23 protein-coding genes and 1 pseudogene are annotated in these 22,216 nt (G+C 37.6%); 17 read left to right on the forward strand and 7 right to left on the reverse strand.

From position 1 onward, the window contains the following. Positions 1–158: 158 nt before the first annotated feature. The 10 genes and pseudogenes from V7124_RS10670 to V7124_RS10715 all read left to right on the forward strand — a co-directional run bounded on the left by V7124_RS10670 (position 159) and on the right by V7124_RS10715 (position 7,076). Complete coding sequence (locus V7124_RS10670; protein ID WP_335488815.1) at positions 159–1,136, forward strand: ring-cleaving dioxygenase; 978 nt, start codon at positions 159–161, stop codon at positions 1,134–1,136. 27 nt (positions 1,137–1,163) lie between these two features. Then, positions 1,164–2,183: a pirin family protein gene (locus tag V7124_RS10675; RefSeq protein ID WP_335488818.1), complete on the forward strand. Its 1,020-nt coding sequence runs from the start codon at positions 1,164–1,166 to the stop codon at positions 2,181–2,183. A 568-nt stretch (positions 2,184–2,751) separates the two neighbouring features. Further along, on the forward strand, positions 2,752–3,147 hold the full coding sequence (gene spxA / locus V7124_RS10680) for a transcriptional regulator SpxA (protein ID WP_335488821.1): 396 nt from the start codon (positions 2,752–2,754) through the stop codon (positions 3,145–3,147). 55 nt (positions 3,148–3,202) lie between these two features. Further along, a complete protein-coding gene (locus V7124_RS10685) occupies positions 3,203–3,601 on the forward strand; it encodes a DoxX family protein (RefSeq protein WP_335488824.1) in 399 nt (132 codons plus the stop codon). Positions 3,602–3,673: 72 nt separating this feature from the next. After that, positions 3,674–4,612, forward strand: coding sequence for a ring-cleaving dioxygenase (locus V7124_RS10690; protein WP_335488827.1), 939 nt, complete (start codon positions 3,674–3,676; stop codon positions 4,610–4,612). 14 nt (positions 4,613–4,626) lie between these two features. Beyond that, positions 4,627–4,740, forward strand: a pseudogene (locus V7124_RS10695) (flavin reductase family protein); the annotation flags it as partial. Positions 4,741–4,818: 78 nt separating this feature from the next. Beyond that, positions 4,819–5,238, forward strand: a complete 420-nt coding sequence (locus tag V7124_RS10700) for a DoxX family protein (RefSeq protein ID WP_335409982.1) — start codon at positions 4,819–4,821, stop codon at positions 5,236–5,238. Between the two features lie 184 nt (positions 5,239–5,422). Further along, the gene (locus V7124_RS10705) at positions 5,423–5,977 is read left to right on the forward strand and encodes an NADPH-dependent FMN reductase (protein ID WP_335409984.1); all 555 of its coding nucleotides are present in this window, start codon (positions 5,423–5,425) and stop codon (positions 5,975–5,977) included. Between the two features lie 110 nt (positions 5,978–6,087). Beyond that, positions 6,088–6,801 (forward strand): pirin family protein, encoded by a 714-nt coding sequence (locus V7124_RS10710; RefSeq protein WP_335489138.1) that lies wholly within the window; start codon positions 6,088–6,090, stop codon positions 6,799–6,801. Next, the gene (locus V7124_RS10715; protein ID WP_335409986.1) at positions 6,801–7,076 is read left to right on the forward strand and encodes a hypothetical protein; all 276 of its coding nucleotides are present in this window, start codon (positions 6,801–6,803) and stop codon (positions 7,074–7,076) included. The genes V7124_RS10710 and V7124_RS10715 overlap by 1 nt, the downstream gene beginning before the upstream one ends. 126 nt (positions 7,077–7,202) lie before the next feature. On the opposite strand, the gene V7124_RS10720 is transcribed toward V7124_RS10715, so the two are convergent. Beyond that, positions 7,203–9,392, reverse strand: coding sequence for a glycoside hydrolase family 3 protein (locus V7124_RS10720; RefSeq protein WP_335409988.1), 2,190 nt, complete (start codon positions 9,390–9,392; stop codon positions 7,203–7,205). A gap of 384 nt (positions 9,393–9,776) precedes the next feature. Continuing rightward, positions 9,777–10,478: a pirin family protein gene (locus tag V7124_RS10725; protein ID WP_335409989.1), complete on the reverse strand. Its 702-nt coding sequence runs from the start codon at positions 10,476–10,478 to the stop codon at positions 9,777–9,779. Positions 10,479–10,715: 237 nt separating this feature from the next. Here V7124_RS10725 and V7124_RS10730 point away from each other — a divergent pair, with 237 nt between their 5' ends. The 3 genes from V7124_RS10730 to V7124_RS10740 all read left to right on the forward strand — a co-directional run bounded on the left by V7124_RS10730 (position 10,716) and on the right by V7124_RS10740 (position 12,808). Continuing rightward, positions 10,716–11,348: an FMN-dependent NADH-azoreductase gene (locus tag V7124_RS10730; RefSeq protein ID WP_335409991.1), complete on the forward strand. Its 633-nt coding sequence runs from the start codon at positions 10,716–10,718 to the stop codon at positions 11,346–11,348. 95 nt (positions 11,349–11,443) lie between these two features. After that, positions 11,444–12,097: a carboxymuconolactone decarboxylase family protein gene (locus V7124_RS10735; protein ID WP_335488832.1), complete on the forward strand. Its 654-nt coding sequence runs from the start codon at positions 11,444–11,446 to the stop codon at positions 12,095–12,097. 210 nt (positions 12,098–12,307) lie between these two features. Further along, a complete protein-coding gene (locus tag V7124_RS10740; RefSeq protein WP_335409993.1) occupies positions 12,308–12,808 on the forward strand; it encodes a YbaK/EbsC family protein in 501 nt (166 codons plus the stop codon). 174 nt (positions 12,809–12,982) lie between these two features. Here V7124_RS10740 and V7124_RS10745 read toward each other — a convergent pair whose 3' ends face one another. Beyond that, positions 12,983–14,428: a GMC family oxidoreductase gene (locus tag V7124_RS10745; RefSeq protein WP_335410082.1), complete on the reverse strand. Its 1,446-nt coding sequence runs from the start codon at positions 14,426–14,428 to the stop codon at positions 12,983–12,985. Positions 14,429–14,678: 250 nt separating this feature from the next. On the opposite strand from V7124_RS10745, the gene V7124_RS10750 reads away from it, so the two are divergent. Further along, the gene (locus V7124_RS10750) at positions 14,679–16,091 is read left to right on the forward strand and encodes a hypothetical protein (RefSeq protein ID WP_335488835.1); all 1,413 of its coding nucleotides are present in this window, start codon (positions 14,679–14,681) and stop codon (positions 16,089–16,091) included. 224 nt (positions 16,092–16,315) lie between these two features. Continuing rightward, positions 16,316–17,575: a glycosyl hydrolase family 18 protein gene (locus V7124_RS10755; RefSeq protein ID WP_335410038.1), complete on the forward strand. Its 1,260-nt coding sequence runs from the start codon at positions 16,316–16,318 to the stop codon at positions 17,573–17,575. A 127-nt stretch (positions 17,576–17,702) separates the two neighbouring features. Here V7124_RS10755 and V7124_RS10760 read toward each other — a convergent pair whose 3' ends face one another. Together V7124_RS10760 and V7124_RS10765 are read right to left on the reverse strand one after the other, a co-directional pair. After that, on the reverse strand, positions 17,703–18,152 hold the full coding sequence (locus V7124_RS10760; protein WP_335488838.1) for a threonine/serine exporter family protein: 450 nt from the start codon (positions 18,150–18,152) through the stop codon (positions 17,703–17,705). 20 nt (positions 18,153–18,172) lie between these two features. Continuing rightward, complete coding sequence (locus tag V7124_RS10765; protein WP_335488840.1) at positions 18,173–18,925, reverse strand: threonine/serine exporter family protein; 753 nt, start codon at positions 18,923–18,925, stop codon at positions 18,173–18,175. A 267-nt stretch (positions 18,926–19,192) separates the two neighbouring features. On the opposite strand from V7124_RS10765, the gene cdaS reads away from it, so the two are divergent. Both cdaS and V7124_RS10775 read left to right on the forward strand, forming a co-directional pair. Next, a complete protein-coding gene (gene cdaS / locus V7124_RS10770; protein ID WP_335410045.1) occupies positions 19,193–19,816 on the forward strand; it encodes a sporulation-specific diadenylate cyclase CdaS in 624 nt (207 codons plus the stop codon). 33 nt (positions 19,817–19,849) lie between these two features. Further along, the gene (locus V7124_RS10775) at positions 19,850–19,999 is read left to right on the forward strand and encodes a hypothetical protein (RefSeq protein WP_335410047.1); all 150 of its coding nucleotides are present in this window, start codon (positions 19,850–19,852) and stop codon (positions 19,997–19,999) included. 27 nt (positions 20,000–20,026) lie between these two features. On the opposite strand, the gene V7124_RS10780 is transcribed toward V7124_RS10775, so the two are convergent. Together V7124_RS10780 and guaC are read right to left on the reverse strand one after the other, a co-directional pair. Further along, positions 20,027–20,887, reverse strand: a complete 861-nt coding sequence (locus V7124_RS10780) for an AraC family transcriptional regulator (protein WP_335410048.1) — start codon at positions 20,885–20,887, stop codon at positions 20,027–20,029. Positions 20,888–21,069: 182 nt separating this feature from the next. Then, positions 21,070–22,053, reverse strand: coding sequence for a GMP reductase (guaC, locus tag V7124_RS10785; RefSeq protein ID WP_335488844.1), 984 nt, complete (start codon positions 22,051–22,053; stop codon positions 21,070–21,072). Positions 22,054–22,216 lie beyond the last annotated feature (163 nt).

Genomic DNA, 22,216 nt, shown 5'->3' on the forward strand with positions numbered 1-22,216 from the left:
TTCGGACAGGTTTAGTGGTTTTGCGTGAGATCGAGTCCGAATCAATGAGGCATTCGGACAGCTTTGGTGGTCTCGTACCAGATTGAGTCCGAATCAGATAACCTTTAATAAATAATTTTTTAAACACATCTTAAAATAAACACTTGGAGGAATATATTATGAACCATTTAAAAGGAATTCACCATGTAACAGCTATTACAAGCAGTGCCGAAAAGAACTATGAATTTTTCACATATGTTTTAGGTATGCGTTTAGTTAAAAAAACGGTCAATCAAGATGATATTCAAACCTATCATTTATTCTTTGCCGATGATAAAGGCAGTGCAGGTACAGACATGACATTCTTTGATTTTCCCGGCATACCAAAAGGCGTCCATGGTACAAACGAGATTTCAAAAACATCGTTCCGTGTACCAAGTGATGCAGCATTAGACTATTGGGTAAAACGTTTTGATCGTTTAGAAGTTAAACATACTGGAATCAAAGAGCAATTTGGCAAGAAAAACCTCTCTTTCGTTGATTTTGATGATCAACAATATCAATTGATTTCAGATGAATTCAATAAAGGCGTGGAATCTGGAATACCTTGGAAAAAAGGCCCCATTCCACTGGAGTATGCCATTACTGGTTTAGGACCAATTTTTGTCCGTATTGCGAATTTTGATTACTTCAAAGAAATGATGGAAAAAGTTCTATTATTTAAAGAGACCGGTAAAGATGGGTCATTCCATTTATTTGAAGTGGGAGAAGGCGGGAATGGTGCCTCGGTCATTGTAGAATATAATGCCATTCTTCCTGAAGCCCGCCAAGGTTTTGGTACTGTTCACCATGCGGCATTACGTGTAGAGGATCGTGCTGTTTTAGAAGAATGGATTGAGCGGATGAGTAGTTTTGGATTCCAGACATCCGGTTATGTAAATCGTCACTTCTTTGAGTCATTGTACGTAAGAGTTGCACCGCAAATATTATTTGAATTCGCTACAGATGGTCCTGGCTTTATGGGAGACGAACCTTACGAAACACTTGGGGAAAAATTATCTTTACCACCATTCTTAGAACCGAAACGCGAACAAATAGAAAAATTAGTTCGCCCAATTGATACTGTGAGAAGTACAAAGGTATTCACTAAAGAATAAAGGTGCCTTTTAAAGGAGGATATAGAAGTGAATAGCAAAATCATGAAAATACAAAAATTAGGATTTCCATGGGAGACCGAAGATCCGTTCCTAATGACAGTGCATCATAAAGATGCGTATCCACCAGGAAATGACCAACAGGGTCCTAACGTTTCATTGGAAGGAAGAAATCTTGGTGAGGATTTTACGTTGCGTGATGGTTTTAGAATGTATCATGGCAAAACAGTTCCGGGATTTCCTGTACATCCCCACAGAGGTTTTGAAACGGTAACCGTCGTTCTTGAAGGTCTTATTGATCATTTTGATTCATACGGGTCCGTAGGTCGATTTGGGAATGGTGATGTTCAGTGGATGACAGCAGGAAAGGGCGCACAGCATACTGAAATGTTCCCTCTCGTCCATCAGGATAAAGGGAATCCGCTTGAATTCTTTCAAATATGGCTGAATTTACCTGCAAAAGATAAGTTCGCTGATCCAGAATATAAAATGTTATGGGCTGAGGATGTACCGGAACTACAATCGGCGGCTGCTAATGGACAGAAAACGACTGTAAGACTTGTCGCTGGAAGTATGATGGGCAAGTCTAGTTTAGAACCAAACTCTGCTTCTTGGGCAAACGATAAAAATCATCATGTGGGTATTTCCGTTATTCATATGGAGCCTGATGCAGTCTTCACCCTGCCATCAGTTTCAGCGACAATGACGAGAAATGTATACTTTTATCAGGGAGATACATTAAATATAGACGAAACAGCGATTGAAGCATACCACCGTGTGAAGCTTGCCGGTGATCAGGAAATCACGATTACAAATGGATCATCTGAGAGTTATATGCTGCTCCTAGAGGGTGAGCCGATACAAGAACCTGTCGTATCCTATGGACCATTTGTTATGAATACTGAACAGGAAATTCGCGATGCCTTCAAGGATTATCAAACTACAAAGTTTGGGGGCTGGCCGTGGGACCGTCCAGATCCTGTAAATAAGCGTGAATCAGGAAGATTCGCACGCCATGCAGATAGCAGAGTTGAAAAGAGAGGAAATTAATATTCGTAAACAAGACGATGTTTGTTTCCTAGAGGATAAAGGGTTCCGTTTGAGGTCCGAAATGGTATATAAAAAGTAAAACTCACCATTGCTATGGTGAGTTTCTTTATTAGGAATTAAGTGAAAATAAGCGGAGGGTTTCCGGTTAATTGCAGAATAGAGCTCGTTTTGGGGTAAATAAGGGGAGGTTTTTCGGTTATGCAAAGCAAAACCCCTCATTTTCACGTTTTTCGAGTTAATAGGCGGAACTTTCCGTCTATTTAAGCTTATTTTAAAAAGTTTTACTAATTTAGCGGAATTTTTCCGTCTATTTTATCATCCAAATAGCGTTGCAATTGATATAGAGATAGGTAAAATTTAGATAACTACATCTAGATAACCCTAGAACTATATCTTGGTTCATACACAAGAAATTTCACGAAGAGTTTATATTATTTTCTCATTTGTTGTTGACAAATAGTGAGGATGGTTTATAATAAAAATATCTTCAATTCGAGATAAATGAATTTGGAATACTTGAAGAACAAATAAATTCAACAGACTATAGCATTTAAAAGGGAGTGGCAAAATGGTTACATTATTTGTTTCACCTAGTTGTACTTCATGCCGGAGGGCAAAAGCTTGGTTTCAGGAACATCAGATACCATTTAAAGAAAGAAATATCCATTCGGAAAAGCTTACTATAGATGAGATCAAGAATATCCTTCACTTTACAGAAGATGGTACAGATGAGATTATCTCTACAAAGTCAAAAGCTTTTCAAAAATTAAATGTAAATATCGATTCACTTTCACTTAGTGAACTATATACAATTATAAATGAAAACCCAGGGATATTAAAAAGACCCTTAATGTTGGATGAAAAAAGATTACAAGTAGGGTTTAATGAGGAAGAAATACGAAGCTTCCTACCCCGTAAAATGCGTATATTCCAACTAGATGAAGTTCATAGCTTTATAAGTTAAACAAATTTTTTTAATTTAATATCTCGAAATCGAGATAAAAACAGGAGGAAATATTATGATGAGTTTAGGGTTATTATTAATTAGAGTAGTGATTGGTGTGTCATTCATGGCTCATGGTGCACAGAAATTATTTGGCTGGTTTGGTGGCTATGGTTTAAAGGGTACAGGAGGCTGGATGGAGTCGCTCGGTTTAAAACCAGGTGTGATGATGGCACTCATGGCAGGTTTAGCTGAGTTAATTGGAGGTTTATTGTTCACATTAGGTCTTCTAACTCCCCTTGCAGGTATCATGATTGCGGCTACTATGGTGATGGCTATTGTTAAGGTTCATGCTCCAAATGGATACTGGTCAACTCAAAATGGATACGAATATAATTTGACCGTCATTGCAGTTGTCATTGGCGTAGCATTAATAGGACCTGGACAATATGCATTGGATGCATTTTTATTATAAAAATACTCGAATAAGAGAGTCTGATAAGGAAATCACCTAATAGACATCATAAATGAAAAGGAGTGTTCTAAAATGAGTAAGAAAACAATGGGAATTCATCATATTACTGCGATTGTAGGCCATCCACAGGAGAATGTTGATTTTTATGCAGGTCTTTTAGGGTTGCGCTTGGTGAAACAAACGGTTAACTTTGATGATCCTGGCACGTATCACCTCTATTTTGGCGATGAAGGAGGGAAACCCGGAACAATCATCACATTCTTCCCTTGGGCAGGAGCTCGCCAGGGAAAAATCGGTGGTGGTCAGGTAGGAGTAACCTCCTATGTTGTGCCGATGGGTGCCCTGGAGTTTTGGGGAAATAGATTAGAAAAGTTCAAAGTCCCTTTTAATAAGACGGTACGGTTCGGAGAACAATTTTTGCAATTTGATGATCCACATGGCCTTCATCTTGAACTTGTTGAGAGAGAAGAAGGAGAAATAAATCATTGGAATTTTAGCGGGGTAACCCCAGAGGTTGCCATCAAAGGGTTTGGCGGAGCCACTTTATTGTCCACGCAGCCTAATAGAACGGCAGATTTGTTAGAAAATGTAATGGGACTTGATCTAGTAGGTAAAGATGAAGACTTCGCACGTTACCGTTCTTCCGCTAATATCGGAAATGTCATTGATCTGAAATTAACTTCAAATAGCCGTGGCCGAATGGGTGTAGGGACAGTGCATCACATTGCTTGGCGGGCAATTGATGACCAAGATCAATTGGATTGGCAAAAGTATGTAGCTGCCAATGGATACGGCGTTACTCCGGTACAGGATCGAAACTATTTTAATGCGATTTATTTTAGAGAACACGGGGAAATTCTCTTTGAAATTGCGACTGATCCTCCAGGATTTGCCCATGATGAATCGCAAGAAACAATGGGAGAGAAATTAATGCTACCTGCACAGTATGAATCACAGAGAGAACGGCTTACACGCGGGTTGATACCATTTACAGTGAGAGAATTAGACTGATTTTACGAAAGGGAATGATTTCTTTACTTTCAATCAATCCAGCCTCATTGTCTGAAAGAGAAAATTATAAGTTTCTAATCGGCAGTATTATTCCAAGACCGAGAGCTTTTGTTACCACGCTTTCGAAATAGTAGAAGCAGCTGCAACATGGTATCGAAATCATTTTATTACTATTACTTACTAATACTAAAAGGGGAAATACGAAAATGTTCAAAAATGAAATTGGAGCACTTATTTTACGCGTTACATTAGGAGCTATATTTTTTATTCATGGAGTTGTAAAGTTTCAAGGTGGAATAGAGAACACAGCAGGCTGGTTTGAAAGTCTTGGCTTACCAGGAGCCACCGCATATGGAGTTGCATTACTCGAAATTATTGGGGGTATCCTATTAATCATTGGTTTGGCAACAAGAATAATATCTGCTTTGTTTGCCTTATTAATGATTGGAGCAACACTAAAAGTAAAACTAGCCATTGGGTTTTTAGGAAATGGTCAAATGGCCGGTTATGAATTAGACTTAGCATTCTTAGCTATTGCGATATTTCTTGTGATAAACGGAAGCAAGTTATTCTCATTAAGTAAACTAATCTTTCACAGGGACTCAACGAACGCAAAAGCACTTTAAAATAAGGCTACTTTCGTAAACATAGTTGTTCTTGAAAAGGTTATAACAAAACTTTTCCTAAATAGGCAGCTGATTCGGACACCAACGCCAGCGGAAGTATCAAAGCTATCCGAATACCGAACTAATTTAGAAACGAACTCTTAAGAAAAATGATAAAAATAATTAGAGGTTAGGATGATGTAAAATGACGAAAATTGGTATATTACTTGGTTCTCTACGGAAAGATTCTTTTTCTAAAAAAATTGCCGCTAATGTTGCAAATTTGTTCCCTGAAGGATATAAGGCGGAAATTATCGAAATTGGAAATCTGCCTTTATATAATCAAGACTATGATGATGAAAACAATGTACCGGAAGCGTATACCACTTTCCGTAATAAAGTTAAAGAAATGGATGCTATTTTATTTGTAACTCCCGAATATAACCGTTCGGTACCAGCAGTCATTAAGAATGCATTAGATGTAGGATCTCGTCCATATGGAGCCAGCGTATGGAACAATAAGCCGGCAGCCATAATCAGCCAGTCTCCTGGTAACTTGAGTGGCTTTGGTGCAAACCACCATTTACGACAATCTCTAGTTTTCTTAAATATGCCAATCCTTCAACAGCCGGAAGCCTATATTGGCAATGTTTCAGCTTTATTTGATGAAACCGGCAAAATTAAAGATCAAGGAACGGTCCAATTCTTCCAATCATTCGTTAACGCGTTTGTTGATCTGATTAAAAAATATCAAGCATGAGGAAATTCTAAGTAAGATGGAGTTGGAGCATATAGCAGAAGCAATCCTGTTATATTTTCCAACTTTTTGTTTTGGAAGAATGAAAAAATTTACACTGGGAGTGTTAGATGTTGATTCAAGTTTATCCTGCAGGTTCGCGATACACTGTAAAAAATGAATGGCTGGAGAGTAATTTAAGTTTTTCTTTTGGTGAGTATTATGACACTTCTAATATACGATTTGGTCCACTGCGTGTCTTTAACGATGACACCGTCCAAGCTGGGCGCGGCTTTGGAATTCATCCACATCGAGAAGCTGAAATTGTTTCTATTGTCTTAAAAGGGCAGCTTAAACATGAAGACAACTTAGGTAACTCGGGAATTATCAATTATGGAAATATACAGCGAATAAGTGCTGGAACGGGAGTGCTTCACTCTGAATTTAATGCTTCCAATGATGAAGAAGTACAATTTTTACAGCTTTGGTTTTCACCGAATGAAAAACAGTTAACACCGTCCTATGAAGATATTTCATATGATGTTGAACAATTAGAAAATAACTTATTGCCAGTAATCTCTCATACTTCCTCTGAAGGGGTGGCAGGTATCCATCAAGATTTAACCCTTTATTTATCAAAGTTAGATGGAAAGAAGACCTTAAACTTTCAACAGGAAGCGGGCAGGAGGATTTATGTCTTTACGATAGAAGGGGAAATTTCAATTAATGGAGATACTGTTTTAAAGTCCCAGGATGCGGCCCGGATCACGGACATCCATGAAATTACTATTCAGGGGAATCAAAATAGTTTCTTTTTATTGATTGATTTACCTGGGGGTGAATTTTAATGTTAATGATTCGACACTCTATTGGCAGCAGATTGCTATGTCAGACGAATATATACGATATTGAAAAAAAGGATGACCTCTGGCAGATTTCACTTCCTATTGATGAGGAAACAGCTTCAAAAGTGTTAGAATTTCAGGATGAATTAAATATATTTGATGCAAAGGAAAAGGAAAAGACTTGGTATTACTCCTCTGATGCACAAGTAAAACTTCAACCTAATGAAAATAAATTGGTAATCCTTGCAGATCATAAAACGGTCTATCCGGTAAAGTGATTAACTCATTTAAGTTGAATGATAATAAAAAAGTCTGATGAGATAAACACACTCCACCAGACTTTTTTTATTTGGGTCAAACTATTTAGTAGTTGCAAATAAATTTAATCATTTTTAACTAGTTTATTATTTTGAGGATTTCGCGGCATGGGCAGGTGTTCCTGTTTCGCCGGCATGATCAGGTTTTCCTACCGCTTTTCCTTGATTGTAGGAAAGTCCAAATCCAAACCAATACTCCTGCCCAGCTTTGTTTTTGTACACATAAGATGGGTCTTCTTCATATCCAGGAATGTCGCCATTTTCATTATCTACCGCCTCTTGGTCAGCAGGAATTGTGAATGGTAGCTTTCCAGTTGGATTAAATTTACCACGAATGACATCAACCAATGCTTCCGCCTTAACTCCAAATGTACTAATGACTGCAGCAGCATTTGGTTCAATTTCATCAATTAACCATGGATTTGTCATGTTAATCGCTGTAATTGTAGGAACTGTCTTTTGAATTTCTACAATGCGATCTACATTTGCGATTCCTGTTTCAGGTCCTAATTTAATAGAAGGATTTGCTGTTGTATTGTTTGGATGTACCCAAACCAATGCATGTGTTGCATCCTCCAAATTATCGACAACCTGAATCGACTTGTCGTAGTTTGCAATCGTTTTTCTTAAAGCTTCTGAACTACCTTTTGCATTACTTCTTGTGAATACTTCCACATAAAGCTTAACCTTTTTGATTTGGCCATTATTTATTGGAAGTAGTTTTTCGTCATTACGTAAAAGAACGACTGATTTACGGTGTGCTTCATCTGCAAGTTTCTGAGATTCAGGATTAGACGCAACCTTAACTGCATTTGTTGGATCCACGTAAGGATCTTCAAATAATCCTAATTTCATCATTTCTGTTAGTAAGAATCGAACTGAATCATCCACAAAGTTGATTAGTTCAGGTTCATCTTCGACTGCCTTAAGTATATATTGAGGATCTGCTTCACCAGAGAAAATGTTCACTCCAGCTTTTAATGCATAGGCCACTCTTTCGGCACGTGTCAAATCTTCAACACCCCAAGGCATAGCAGTTGTAATACCTGTATCCGTGTTCACATAGCCTTTGAAACCGAGCTGGTCACGTAATAGAGTGCCAATAATCGCTTTATTATAAGCAAAACCAACTTCTTCGAACGGTTCATTCGTGCCTAATTGACCTGGTGCACTATGGTCATTGCTTGGGTACGCATAGTAAGGCATAATTGATGTCGTGCCTGCTTCAATAGCAGCTTTGAACGGAGGGATATGGTACTTAAGTAAGCTTCCCTCTGTTGGATATGGATTAAAGTTCCCATCTAAGTAATGTGGGTCCTTCCCGTCATCACGTGCTCCGCCGCCTGGGAAATGCTTCGTGGTTAGAGAAACACTACTTGAAGTTAATTGATCCCCTTGGAATCCTTTCACAATCGCATAAATCATATCTGCCGCAAGTTCAGGGTGCTCACCAAAAGTTCCATTTGTTCTACCCCAGATTGGATCTGTAATGACATCAGCCATATACATATAACCCTTTTGGATTCCAGAAGCTCTCCATTCTTTTGCAGCAATTTGACCGAATTCCTTAACCAACTCAGCATCTTTTGTAGCTGCTAAACCAAGTTCACCAGGCCATACTGAAAATACTCCACTTGCTTCGGCAAAGCCAAATGCCAAGTTATTGTTGATATGGTTTCGTGGATTAGAAGTCATTACGACAGGAATTCCTAATCGTGAACCTTCAGCTTTTTCTTGGAGCTCATTTGTCCATTTTGCTAATACATCAGCCTTTGGATTATCGCGAATGATGAAATAGCGTAAGTTTCGATCAAGAATCCCTGTTGTCGCTGCAGATGCATCTAACACTGGCTCATCAAAATAATAATTCGAGTCACCAGGCTGTGCCCACATATTTGTTGTACTCCATGTATCTGTCTCACAAAGGAGTGTACCTTCTTCTGGTGGGCATTTAGTTGTGCCAAAGCCACCACCCTGCATAAACTGTGAGGAAATGAGCATTAAACCAGCCTTTTCTTCATTGGTCATTTTCTCTATTAAATCTTGTACCCTTGCTTCTACTGGTAATCTCCAGTCTTCATATTTATCTAGTTTTCCATCCGAATTTAAATCTTTAAATTCTTTGCCATCTACCGTTAAAATTGCCTTTGCTCTCGCTTCTACATTCTTTACGATCACATCCTCGTTTGCACTCGCTTGAGGAATGACAAGTGGAACGAATAATAACGCTGATAATAACATAATCGCAATCTTTTTCCATTTGGACGTTTTCGCCAACATACTCTCCCCTTTTCCATCTATAAATGATCATTTAAAAAGCAATATAATAGTTTTCTCCACCTATCCTCCTTTTCAATTGAAGTGCTGCAAAATAACCAAGAAGAGAACGCTTTCATATAATAATTGTATAATTCTTAATGTTCCGACTTATAGGGGGATTTTTAGGTTTTTTTGTGTTTTTTTTACTTTTCATAAAAACAGGAAGAAAGTCTATCGTTAATTTTACTTAATATAGTGCGGAAGTCCTGTCCTTTTGCAAATTAACATCCTTGCAGATCATAAAACGGTTTATCCGATATAGTAATTAACACTACTAAGTGAATGAAAACAAAAACGTCTGATGGGATGATTATTCCATCAGACGTTTTTGTTTAGATCAACCTATTCAGCTTTTTTCAATTCTATTAGTAAAATATGAGATGTTTTTTCTGCCTTAATAGTAATATTTTCTTCCACAATCTCCATTCCATCTCTATCAAAGAGTTCAATATCCTTAACTACTGATGTACCTTCTATTTGTACTAAGTAAGCCTGCCTTCCTTCTCTCACATGAAAGCTGATTTCTTTTCCTTGCTCCAATTCTAGAGAATAAATGTTTGTATCTTGGTTAAGATTAATCGGAGCATCACCGTCTAATCCTGAAACCATGTGCAGCCATTGATTTTTTCTCTCTTCCCAATTGAATCTAAAATCACCATAGGTTGGTGTATGACCATATTTGTCTGGTAAAATCCAAATTTGTAAAAAACGTAATGTATTTTCTCCTAAATTATGCTCACTATGATACACACCTGTACCTGCACTCATATATTGTACTTGTCCGCGTGTTATTGTATTGTTGTTACCCATGCTATCACCATGCGTTAATTCACCATTTACGACATAGGATATAATCTCCATATTTTTATGTGGGTGCGTTCCAAATCCTGTTTGCGGATTAACTAAATCATCATTGATTACTCGTAAAACGCCAAACTGAATATTGTCTGGATTGTAATAGTCAGCGAATGAGAAGTGGAACTTACTGCGTAACCATCCTAGGTCACTAGAACCCATATGATTGCTGTCGATTTTTCTTAACATAGTAATCTCTCCAATCTATTAATGTTAAATTTAGAAAAGTATTTTATCTCGAATTCGAGATAATTATATAAAGTAAAATTTTAAATGTCAAACTAATTATTTAAAAGAAAATGTCTAGTAAAAGTAAAATCTACTAAGAGTATTTGATTGACAAGAATAGTAGTTTAATATATTATTAATTCGAGATATCTTACTTGAAGATATTAAAAACAAAGACAAAAAGGAGATTTTAAAATAATGAATGTATTAGTAGTTAAAGCAAATAATCGTCCAGCTTCAGAAGCTGTTTCAAGTAAAATGTATGAAACTTTTATAGAGAACTTAGAAGGTGCAAATGTCACTACTTTTGATGTTTTCGCTGAAGATATGCCTTACTTTGGTCAAGATTTATTCAACGCTTTTGGTAAATTAGAATCAGGCGAGGAAATGACTGATTTAGAAAAACGTCTTCTTGCTGCAAAACAAAAAGCAATGGACGCTCTCACAGCAGCTGACGTTGTTGTATTCGCATTCCCATTATGGAACTTAACCATCCCAGCACCATTACAAACATTCATTGATTATGTTTACCAAGCTGGTTTCACTTTCAAATATGACGAAAATGGTCAAGCTGTCCAATTAATGACACACAAAAAAGCAATCATCCTAAGTGCACGCGGCGGCGTTTACTCAACACCAGAAGCAGCACCAATGGAAATGTCTGCTACTTATATTAAAAATGTGGTTGGCATGGTATTCGGTATGGAAATCGTAGACGAAGTTATTATTGAAGGTCATGCTGCAATGCCAGCTCAAGCTGACGCTATTATTGCTGAAGGATTAGAAAAAGTTAAAGAAGTAGCAAAGAAATTATCACCAGTACTTGTTTAATCTATTATGAAGTAATGAATATTTGTTAAAACTAAAGGGGCTTACTAGTAAGCTCCTTTGGTTTATATTCAGTTTTAAAAGAGAGGGTGTCGATGATGACCAACCGTTTATATGACAAAGAAAATCTAAAAAATCTAAGTAAACTTAAAGATTTAGCACCTGACCAGCTCCAAGCTTTTTCCGAATTTAATACCGCAGTAATGCAAGAAGGTGCACTTAGTAAAAAAGAAAAAGAAATCATCGCTGTTGCCATCTCTCATGTCACTAAATGCCCATATTGCATTGATTCGCATACACGCCGTGCAAAAGCAGAAGGTGCTTCTCTAGAGGAATTAGTGGAAGCCGTCTTTGTTGTTGCCGGTGTAGAAGCTGGTGGTGTTGTAACACATAGTACACATATACATAATGCGATGGATGCAGAAGCAGATGATTCCCTTTATCGAAGATCTAATCTAAAAAAACTTGTGCAATTAAATAAATTTGCTCCTGAAGGCTTTAGGAGGTACTCTGCGTTTAGTAGAACAGCGTTGAAGGAAGGCAAATTGAGTGGGAAGTTTAAAGAGATCATTGCTGTAGCAGTCGCTCATGCGACACAATGTCCATATTGTATAGATGTCCATACGAAAAATGCAGTAAAGCTTGGATGTTCAAATGAAGAGCTAGCAGAAGCAGTAATGGTTACTTCCGCATTACTTGCTGGAGGAGCTTATGCTCATCTCGCAAATATGATTCAAAGCTATGATGAATAAATGATGCTTAGTTCAATATTGTAAAGACCTCTCCAGTTTAAAATGAAGAGGTCTTTTTTAAAAATAATCATTTATTGGGGGATGAGGACAAATCCATAAGTCCTCAATTAAAAGCAATGGACTATGATTTGGTAGCGAGCATCTTTTCGCTTTTCCTAACTAAAGTGTGTTATTATTTTCCATAACAACAATTAGGAAAGGATGGACAAGATGTCAATCGAAAGTGTAAAAGCCCATTTTAGGCAATGGGACAAAGAACAAGATGTGATGGAATTTGACACATCGAGCGCAACAGTGGATTTAGCAGCAGAAACCATTGGAGTTATTCCGGCCCGCATAGCAAAAACATTGTCATTTAGAGGTGAGTGGGAAAAGGCCGTTTTGATTGTCGCTGCAGGAGATGCGAAAATCGATAACAAGAAATTTCGTCATACCTTTGGGTTCAAGGCTAGAATGCTGACTCCGGAAGAAGTGCTGGAGCAGACCGGACATGCAATCGGTGGAGTTTGCCCATTCGGGTTAAAAAATGAACTAGATGTTTATTTAGATGTTTCTATGAAAAGGTTCGACACTCTTTTTCCTGCTTGTGGCAGTACCAATTCTGCAATTGAACTAACGAATGACGAGATTTATCGCTACTCATATGCAAAAGAATGGGTGGATGTTTGTAAAGGTTGGGAAGAGTCTGAGCAAGAAGAACAGGTTAGTTAAAAGTGTAATATTTGCGCAACAAGCCGTTAAAATTAAAAAAACTCGGATCTGGGGCTGTTTACAAGCGACCCCAAATGCCGAGTTTTTTGCTGAGAGGAAAGCATTAAATCTCAACCGAATAGTTTACTAAAGCAAAAGAAAAACTAGCTCATTCTTCTAAAATATTTAGAAGGGTTATCCCGACTGCCGAACAATGTGATCTGCCAGCCTAATTGCCAAAGCAGTATTTGAAAGAACTGGTCCCGCTGCTGTTAGGCTAGGAAGGACACTATTATCGGCTACAAATAACCCTTGAACACCATGTATTTGACCATGACTGTTTGTTGCAGATGTAGCAGGATCATCTCCCATTCTGCACGTACAAGACTCATGCATATCGGCACCAGGCGGCCTGACTGCCATGGTTTCCTCCATAAGCGTTACTCCCATTGCATCTGCGCATTCTCGAATTCCTTTTGCTACTAGGTCAGCAGTTTGCCGGTCCTTGTTACTTAAAGAATATTGAACTTGCTGCATTGGAACACCGAATTCATCTTTTACTGCTGGATCAATATATACTCTATTCTCAGCACGGGACTCAACTCTTCCAAAGGAAGCAAAGGCAATGATAAGTTGATCTCTTAATTCCTTATCTTCGAATTGCTGGTATGAAAAATAATTATCAGGTCCAAGAATTTGAATATGGTATGGTGAGTCGCTGGTCTCAAATTTCAAAATCGATAAATTGCCAAGTTTATCCGAAAATTGTCTTCTGCTAATTGTACCTACTGCAATAATCGAGACATGTCCGGTTAAATAACGGCCTATTGCAGGTCCCTGAATACCGGAATTTAGCAGTATACGGGGAGTTTCTAAAGTACTCGCTGATACAATTACATTTTTTGCTCGTATTGTGTGGGCTCTCTTATCTGCTGTAAATACCTCGACACCAGATACTCTCCCATTTCCTGTAAGCACCCGGGATGCATAAGCGTTAACAGCCAAGTCATATGGTCGGTCAAAATTGGCAGCCGCCAGAGCATTGATTGAACTATACCAAGGATTTGAATGGACTTCTCCTTGTCGTGACGGTGTCATATCAAAAGCGAGCGGCATATCATCTGCTTCTAAAATACCTTCACCATGAAGCCGTTTCATCATGACATTTTGCATGGATGAACCTTTAGCAAAGTCCCTGGTTGTATGCAATAGTTTCTCTGCCATGCCATAATAGACATTTAATGTCCTTCGATGGATCGGCCATTTATTCAGTTCAGATTGAATAGGCCGAGGAGTCGCCGCATTCCAAAACAAGGATCTCCCGCCTAGGGCATATACCATGGTCGCACCGGAAAATTGAGGCAGCACTTTGCCTAGTGGAGTTGAATTGTCAGGAAGCAGCTGGTCTCGAGCGGTACCGACATTCTGGGTAGGAATATTGAGCGAGTGAGAATGGAAAAGTTTATCTCCCTTCTCAATAATCCCGATTTTTTTAGCCCCTTGGTTTTTCCAAAGTTCACACAAACGGTATAATGCCGCTCCACCGCCTGGACCTGATCCTACGATAAGGACATCGTAATCAGTTTTTGCCATTTCTTCCACCGTTTTTGTTGGGATCCAATTATTCTTATACTTCACCACCAAATTAACCACTCCTTGCCTCATTTTATATCATTAAAAGATATGCTGTACTGCTAGTCTTATATGTTGGGGATTTAGATAGTAAATTGGTAAATAACCGTTAAAATAAGCAATAACCTTTAACATCCAGCGTTCCTTTTTTGTGTCCTAGCACGCTTTACCGAAGTATATGATATAATTAACTTGTAAAATCTTATGATAACTCGCACAGCAAATATCGGTTATATATATGACAGGGGGCAAAGATGTTATGGAAACAGAAATTTTTATGCCAACAGAAATATCAATAAAAGATAAAAATAAAGCTATTAAAGCTAAGGTAGTTCAATCTGCCATATGGGCTAGAAGTAAAGTAGTGGAGGTACTAACAGAGGACAACGATAGATATTACTTTATCTACTACAAAAATTCCCTTATTTACGGGAATAAGCTTGATAAGGTGGAAAAAGGTACATTTATCGATAAAGTATTTACTGAAGGTATGACTATTGGCGCTCCACATCCATTATTAACCGCATTAATCCCCAATCTTTCCATTTCGATCCCAAATAAAAATAAGCTTTTCTCCCAGCTTGAAACTCAATATTCTCCACAGGAAATCGCCTATATTGCGACCACACTTGACTCGTTTTTTGAAAAGGATCAGCTTGTAAAGGTCATTGACACTATTTATTTCCACTTTAGAAGAAACGGCAGTTTTATGAAGTCTTTCCAGGTCGTTCAAATTTTACATGACTTTTCCCCAGCATTGAAATCAGCACATGAACGATTAAATCTACATGATTTCAATAAGTACCGCGATTTTTATCAACCATCAAATTTACTCTCCATTCTAGATACAGATCCACTTTTTGTTGAAAATCATTGCTTCAAGGATCGATTTAATCCAGAAAAAAGAACCCTTTTAAAAGATCTCTTACATGAACAAGACCGGTTAGTTGAATTATTACTGTGGTTAGAAGACGCAAAGGAGCTTCGTGAGATTGATACCATCAAAAAGTACACGGCCGTTGCTCAGCGTTTTGTCACGATGGAAGAATGGGTGCAAATTTTAGCACAGGTTAAAGTCAATCCTTTTCGGGAGTTACCTGAATCAAAAGGGATCATGGAAAAAATGCTCCAAAATGGTCATTATGAGAAAGCAGCATTAACGTTGTTGAATTTTATCGGTGATCTCCCAGCTTCTTATGATGATATTCAGGTTGAAATATGGAGAAATTCGGATTCTAGATTTGTTATCGCCCACTTAGAAGAATTCATTTCATTGCTGAAACAGTTGCCGGAGGGTGAAGCGCCAAAGGAGTTAGATCAAAAGATTTTTCAAATGGTGGTAGTCCTGCTTGAAAGGCATGGATTAAAAGCCGTTTACGAAAAACTATTACCTATCCAAGCTTTTAATTTAGACGTCATTAGAAAAATCGGTAATATGGTTGAATTGTTAGAGGATCCTGATCGGATGATGGAGCTAGGTGATTATTACGCTGATTTTAAACAATATGATCAAGCCATTGATTGCTTCTTCTGGGAAATGGAGCTTCAGCCCCAAAATCCTTCTCCGGTTTGGAAGATTAGTAAGATGTATCAATATAAAGGAATGATAAGTGAAGCGGCCAGCTATCAAAAAGTGTACGAACAATTGAAAGATCATCAAGAAATTAGCTAACCTATATGTAGGGGGAGATATTAACTTTATTTCTCCCCTTTTTTTATTTAGACTCTGATAATGTTCACGCCATCCAATTTGGATAGCGTGATTTCTTTTAAAGACTTCTACTCACTAGGAGTTACTAAAATTCTTTACTTCCGATAAAGTAATTACTTAACATTCTTAAACTACTGATACATATATTTAAAATTAATAACCAATATCCGAAAAGAGGTAGATCTATGTTCATTTATGTAGTGAGAATGGGGGATTCTTTATTTTCAATTGCAACAAAATATCAAGTTTCTATGGATAGCATAAGCATAATGAATGGATTAAAAACGGATAGATTAGTACCAGGACAGGATTTACTTATTCCAACAAATATGTATATTGTTCAACCTGGGGATTCGCTCTATTTCATCTCCCAAATGAGTTTCATTCCGGTTGAAACTCTTCGTCTGTATAACGGTCTGCAATCAGATGTTTTAATGGTTGGAATGAGGCTATATTTGCCCCCTAGACGTAAGTATGAAGCTGAAGGGTTTAGTTATATAACACCTTCTACACCTGAAACAAACCAAATGATCGTTCAGACATTTGCCCCAATTAATACTTATTTTGGAATTTTTGAGTACCATGTTCTTGAAGATGGAAGTTTGAGTACTTTAAATGATGTGCAACTTATTAGGATAGTAAGAGAAAATAAAGTAGCACCCCTTGTTGTTATTACGAATTTGACAACGACTGGATTTGATCCTGAATTAACAAAACGAGTTTTAAATACTCCTGAAATTAGAGAGCGATTAATTAATAATATTTATAACCTAGTCAAAACCAAAAACTATGCTGGTGTAAATATTGATTTTGAACGGATACGTGAAGGAGAAAGGGATTTATATAGTGGCTTCTTACGTTCGTTAAGTGAACGATTGAGGCCCGAAGGATATTATACATCCGTTGCGGTACCGGCTAAAACAAGTGATGATATTCCTTGGTTAAAGGGGTATGATTATGGAGGAATTGGTGCAGCTGTTGATTTAGTGTTTATTATGGCCTATGACTGGCACGAAGCAAGCAGTCCCCCTGGCCCTGTTGCTCCTATTAGAGAGGTAAGACAAACAATCGAATATGCTCTTAATCATATGAGAGGTAATAAAATTATCCTCGGTGTTCCGCGCTATGGGTACGACTGGACAATGACTGATGGAACTGTTGCAAGTGCCGAGGCAACTTCAGTGGCTAGAGCGATTGAAACTGCTATGAAATATCAAGTGCCAATACAATATTCTACGGAATATCAGCAGCCTTTCTTTTACTATAGAGACGAAACGGGTAAGAGACACATTGTATGGTTCGAAGACATAAGGGCTCGAGCTCGAAAGCTCCAATTGGTTGTTGACTATCGTTTGGGCGGGATTGGGGCTTGGCAATTAGGATTACACTTTCCTCAATCTGCTATAGTAGTAAGGGAATTTTTGAGTACAAAAAAAATCATTTGATAAACAAAGCCTTTTATAAATCAGGAGGTTATGTTATGTGAAAGAGCAGATAGTTAAATAGCTGCTCTTTTTTCTACCCTTTTTTAGAAACAAGTCTTAATCTTATCCCAGGTTTAGTCGAAAATATTCACTCGTTATAATCATGTAAATGACTCTTCTTTCGAATTTTTAAGATTTGGGTAATAGCTTCGGACAACACAAGTCCAACAGCTATTGCACCAGCTGTCAAAATTACTTTTACGGCAATCTGAATTCCTAAGTTGTAATGTTCTTCTACAAAGTGCCTTGTCGCATCATATGCTAATCCACCAGGTACTAAAGGAATAATACCAGAAATGCTAAATACAATAACTGGAATTTTATAGATCTTTGCAAATGTTTGACTTATAACGCCAATGAAAAGAGATGAAACTAACGTAGCTTGTACCGTATCAAAATCATGATACACCAAAGAACTATGTAAAAGCCTTCCTATCATGCCAACAATACAGCATTGAAGGATAGACTTCTGTGGAACATTAAAAATGACTGCAAAGGCTCCTGAAACGATGAAACTGCTCAATAGTTGTTTGATCATATTATTTATTCCTTTTTATATTAAAAGAGTGAAAAGACAACTGCAATACCTAACCCGATTGCAAAGGCTGTTAGCGTGGCTTCTGCGCCTTTTGATAAACCCGAAACAAGATGCCCGGCCATTAAATCCCTTACAGCACTCGTAATCAGAAGCCCAGGTACCAATGGCATAATGCTTGATACAATGATATTAGAAAGGTCATGACCAAAACCAATATTTTGAAAAAATAAAGACAATAGTCCAATGAGTAAAGCGGCTAAAAATTCCGTGAAGAATTTGATATCTACTAAACGATGAATAAAAATCATACATGAAAAACCTGCACCCCCAGCGAGAAATGCAGAAAAAAAGTCATTCCATCCACCATTAAACATAATGAGGGAGAAGCCGCTAACGATAGAAGCTGCTAAAACCTTTACATATATAGGATAGTTAAGATTTCCTTTCTCGATTTTTGTTAAAAAAGAGTAAGCTTCTGCTGCTGAGATTTCCCCACTGCTAATTTTTCTAGAAATACCATTGACAATAATAATTTTGTTTAAATCTGTAGTGCGTTTTGAAATTCTGACTAATTTGGTATGTTCAGTTCTGCATAAAGAAAAGATAATTCCAGTCGGCGTAACATAACTATTTGGGTGATTAATACCAAAGGATCTTGCAATTCGCATCATAGTATCTTCAACTCGATAAGTCTCTGCCCCACTCTGTAACATGATTTTTCCAGCAAGTAAACATAATTCTCCTAATTCATATGTATTCATCCCTTTTTCCATTCGTCATCACTCCAATTAGTGACTTAAGATTATTGTTATTTTTCAACTGATTTGAGAATATATACATTCCTAGAAATTAAAGATCATATTTACCTGGTTAAAAATTTTCGAGACAAGGAAATTGATTCGTATACCGTGGTGTGGTTGGTTATGGATTATTTGCTAATAAATTTTAAAAACCAAACTAATACTATTTCTAACTGTACATTTAAAAAAATATTGGCATTAGGGGCATTTTAGACAAACGATATTTGGAGGAATTTTTACATGGAGAGTAATTGTGATTTTTCACCATTAAAGCAAAATTTGGAGGATGGTATAAAAAATATAATTGATTTACTCGAAATCAATCTAAATGTCCTAGGTAACGAAAACCACTGTGTATTAGGGGGTTTAGAGGATGTAAAAGAAAATCTAATAAAAATTGAATCCATGGCGGCTTCTTTTTATTTAAATTGTTACTTATCGTCCTTTACAGATACATATGATGAGTTATCTATTGCTGCTCAAATCCTATCGAAGAACCGACATGGTGCACTTATTGTAGTTGAACGTAGTGATTCTGTTGACAGCATTATCCAAAAGGGAACAACAATTGGAGCTCTTGTAACGCCAAAATTATTAGGATCAATTTTTTACCCAGGAAACCCATTACATGATGGGGCTGTATTAATAAAAGGAAATCAAGTTGTTTCGGCAGCAAATGTACTTCCACTAACAACAGGAGTAACTGGAGATAAGAAAGTCGGAACCCGCCACCGTGCAGCCCTAGGAATATCTGAAAAAAGCGATGCACTTGCTCTTGTTGTTTCTGAAGAAACGGGTAAAATTTCTTTTGCCTTACATGGAAGACTATATCCAATAAACACTAGAAATCCTATCTTGTTTTAATGCCTGAGGTTTTTTAAAAAAGGAGATATATTTATGGTAAAAAAGTTTAAATTGTTATTGCTGCTTTTAGTTTGTATCATTTTGTTGACTCCAAGTTTGACAAATGCAAAAGTAATTCATGAAGTGAAAAACGGAGATAGCTTAAGTAAAAAATGTACAATGCTAGAGGGAGCGATAAGTTAATCTTCGCTCCCTCTAGCAAGGTAGAATTTATTTTAAAGGAATCCAAATCTCTGAGTAATAATCAGGGCTCGATGGATTTTCGTTTGTATAGACTTCCAAGTCAGGCGTACCGGCATGCTCATAATGATTTGATGGAAACCATTCTGAAAATATTTGTTTCCAGGCATTATGCATAGCAGCAGGCATGGCTCCATGAACTTCGAAAACACCCCACTTGGAAGCAGGGACCTCCAACTCCAGCAGACCTTCAGGTGTTTCACCCGTATGATCGGTTGCAATCCAGTAATCCATTAATTGCGATTGTGAATCTCGTTTATCCACACATACACCAAGTACGCCTTTAACTTGACCATTATTTAATTGAAGTAATAATTCGTTTGTTCCATCTGCATGAACATCATCCCACATTTTTGGTATCATAACTTGATTCTCTCCATTAACGCATGAAAACTCACGCTTCACTCCCACGACTTTAAAACTTTCTTTTTCGATAATTTTGTAATTCATCGGTTCTGCTCCTTTCAAATTCACCTGAATGCTCAGGCGGTTGTAAGATGTTACCTTTCCGGTGTGATTGCGTGCTTGACTTGGTGACAGGCCGTGCTGCCTGCGAAATGCCTTTGTAAATGATTCAGGAGTGTCATAGCCATATTTAAGGGAGATATCAATTATCTTGCAATTTGTAGTAGATAGTTCCTGCGCTGCTAATGTAAGACGCCTGCGACGAAGATATTCACCAACAGGTATATCCGTCAGGATGGAAAAAATCCGTTGAAAGTGAAACTCCGACATATTTGCTTGTTTGGCTATCGTTTCAATTGATAGTTGTTCTAGTAAATGTTCCTCCATATAGTCTAATGCTTTTTGTAAAGATTCGACCATCCCCATATCGCTCACTCCTTATGTATATCTTAACAACTATACTTTTTGTAATCCTGTCATTTTCTGCTTTGTTTTAACAGACTTTCTTAATTTCCATTTTTCAGTATTGGTTTCCAAATGTCCAATAGATCCGATTGAAAAATAAAAAAGATGAGCAAGAATATAAAATCTCGCTCATCTAACTAGGCTCAATATATTTTATCACCGTTAAAGATTGAACTTTTTACCACAACATAATCAACATAGCGGATCGCTTCTACTTTGTTTCCTCCCGCATACGAAATAGAGGATTGCAGGTCTTGTTCCATTTCGGTCAATGTATCCTGCAGTGAACCTTTGTACGCAACAAACATTTTTTTGCCTTCTACATTTTTCTTTTCACCTTTTTGGAATTCTGAGGCTGAGCCAAAGTATTCTTTGAAGCACTGTCCGTCTTTCTCGTATGTTTCCCCTGGTGATTCTTCATGTCCAGCAAATAACGAACCAATCATTATCATCGTTGCTCCGAATCGGATGGATTTGGCAATATCCCCATGTGTACGAATACCACCATCTGCAATAACCGGTTTACTTGCTGCCTTTGCACACCATCTTAGTGCAGCCAATTGCCAGCCGCCCGTTCCAAATCCAGTCTTAATTTTTGTAATGCATACCTTCCCTGGCCCGATTCCTACTTTGGTGGCATCTGCCCCTGCATTCTCTAATTCCCTGACTGCTTCTGGAGTTCCGACGTTTCCTGCAATCACAAAACTATTAGGAAGGTATTGCTTAATATGTTTGATCATCTTTACCACTTCATCAGAATGACCATGCGCGATATCAATCGTTATGTACTCTGGAGAAAGCTGTTCATCTGCTACTTGTTGAATAAATTTATACTCATCCTCTTTCACTCCAACACTAATAGAAGCGTATAAACCCCGAGATTTCATATCTTTTATAAAAGAGATCCTCTTCTCTGGCTCAAAACGGTGCATAATATAAAAATAATTATTTTCTGCTAAGTAAATGGCAATCTTTTCGTCTATGATTGTCTGCATATTTGCAGGCACGACAGGGAGCTTAAATTGACGACCGCCAAAGGATACCGATGTATCACATTCAGAACGGCTTTTTACAATACTTTTGGCCGGAACCAATTGGATATCTTCATAATCAAATACATTTTCCATCATACTCCTCCTCGGGACACTCTAATAGAGATAAATTGATTTACAGTCTCTGCAAAGATAGGTTTATCGGTTGCAAGGTGTCTTATACATTAAATGGAGTGAAGGTCATGTTGCCGATGGCGGAAAATACTGGCGGATAGCGGAAATTAGTTGCGGATGGCGA

Origin of the sequence: Neobacillus niacini, from assembly GCF_036961885.1 — a bacterium.
GTDB lineage: Bacteria > Bacillota > Bacilli > Bacillales > Cytobacillaceae > Neobacillus > Neobacillus niacini_H.

What these genes read in the sequence shown, in the direction of transcription:
- cdaS (WP_335410045.1), top strand. Translation starts at nt 19,193, where the DNA reads ATGGAGAGTAATTGTGATTTTTCACCATTAAAGCAAAATTTGGAGGAT.
- V7124_RS10765 (WP_335488840.1), bottom strand. Translation starts at nt 18,925, where the DNA reads ATGGAAAAAGGGATGAATACATATGAATTAGGAGAATTATGTTTACTT.
- guaC (WP_335488844.1), bottom strand. Translation starts at nt 22,053, where the DNA reads ATGGAAAATGTATTTGATTATGAAGATATCCAATTGGTTCCGGCCAAA.
- V7124_RS10705 (WP_335409984.1), top strand. Translation starts at nt 5,423, where the DNA reads ATGACGAAAATTGGTATATTACTTGGTTCTCTACGGAAAGATTCTTTT.
- V7124_RS10740 (WP_335409993.1), top strand. Translation starts at nt 12,308, where the DNA reads ATGTCAATCGAAAGTGTAAAAGCCCATTTTAGGCAATGGGACAAAGAA.
- V7124_RS10700 (WP_335409982.1), top strand. Translation starts at nt 4,819, where the DNA reads ATGTTCAAAAATGAAATTGGAGCACTTATTTTACGCGTTACATTAGGA.
- V7124_RS10730 (WP_335409991.1), top strand. Translation starts at nt 10,716, where the DNA reads ATGAATGTATTAGTAGTTAAAGCAAATAATCGTCCAGCTTCAGAAGCT.
- V7124_RS10775 (WP_335410047.1), top strand. Translation starts at nt 19,850, where the DNA reads ATGGTAAAAAAGTTTAAATTGTTATTGCTGCTTTTAGTTTGTATCATT.
- V7124_RS10670 (WP_335488815.1), top strand. Translation starts at nt 159, where the DNA reads ATGAACCATTTAAAAGGAATTCACCATGTAACAGCTATTACAAGCAGT.
- V7124_RS10685 (WP_335488824.1), top strand. Translation starts at nt 3,203, where the DNA reads ATGATGAGTTTAGGGTTATTATTAATTAGAGTAGTGATTGGTGTGTCA.
- V7124_RS10715 (WP_335409986.1), top strand. Translation starts at nt 6,801, where the DNA reads ATGTTAATGATTCGACACTCTATTGGCAGCAGATTGCTATGTCAGACG.
- V7124_RS10760 (WP_335488838.1), bottom strand. Translation starts at nt 18,152, where the DNA reads ATGATCAAACAACTATTGAGCAGTTTCATCGTTTCAGGAGCCTTTGCA.
- V7124_RS10755 (WP_335410038.1), top strand. Translation starts at nt 16,316, where the DNA reads ATGTTCATTTATGTAGTGAGAATGGGGGATTCTTTATTTTCAATTGCA.
- V7124_RS10690 (WP_335488827.1), top strand. Translation starts at nt 3,674, where the DNA reads ATGAGTAAGAAAACAATGGGAATTCATCATATTACTGCGATTGTAGGC.
- spxA (WP_335488821.1), top strand. Translation starts at nt 2,752, where the DNA reads ATGGTTACATTATTTGTTTCACCTAGTTGTACTTCATGCCGGAGGGCA.
- V7124_RS10780 (WP_335410048.1), bottom strand. Translation starts at nt 20,887, where the DNA reads ATGGGGATGGTCGAATCTTTACAAAAAGCATTAGACTATATGGAGGAA.
- V7124_RS10750 (WP_335488835.1), top strand. Translation starts at nt 14,679, where the DNA reads ATGGAAACAGAAATTTTTATGCCAACAGAAATATCAATAAAAGATAAA.
- V7124_RS10735 (WP_335488832.1), top strand. Translation starts at nt 11,444, where the DNA reads ATGACCAACCGTTTATATGACAAAGAAAATCTAAAAAATCTAAGTAAA.
- V7124_RS10725 (WP_335409989.1), bottom strand. Translation starts at nt 10,478, where the DNA reads ATGTTAAGAAAAATCGACAGCAATCATATGGGTTCTAGTGACCTAGGA.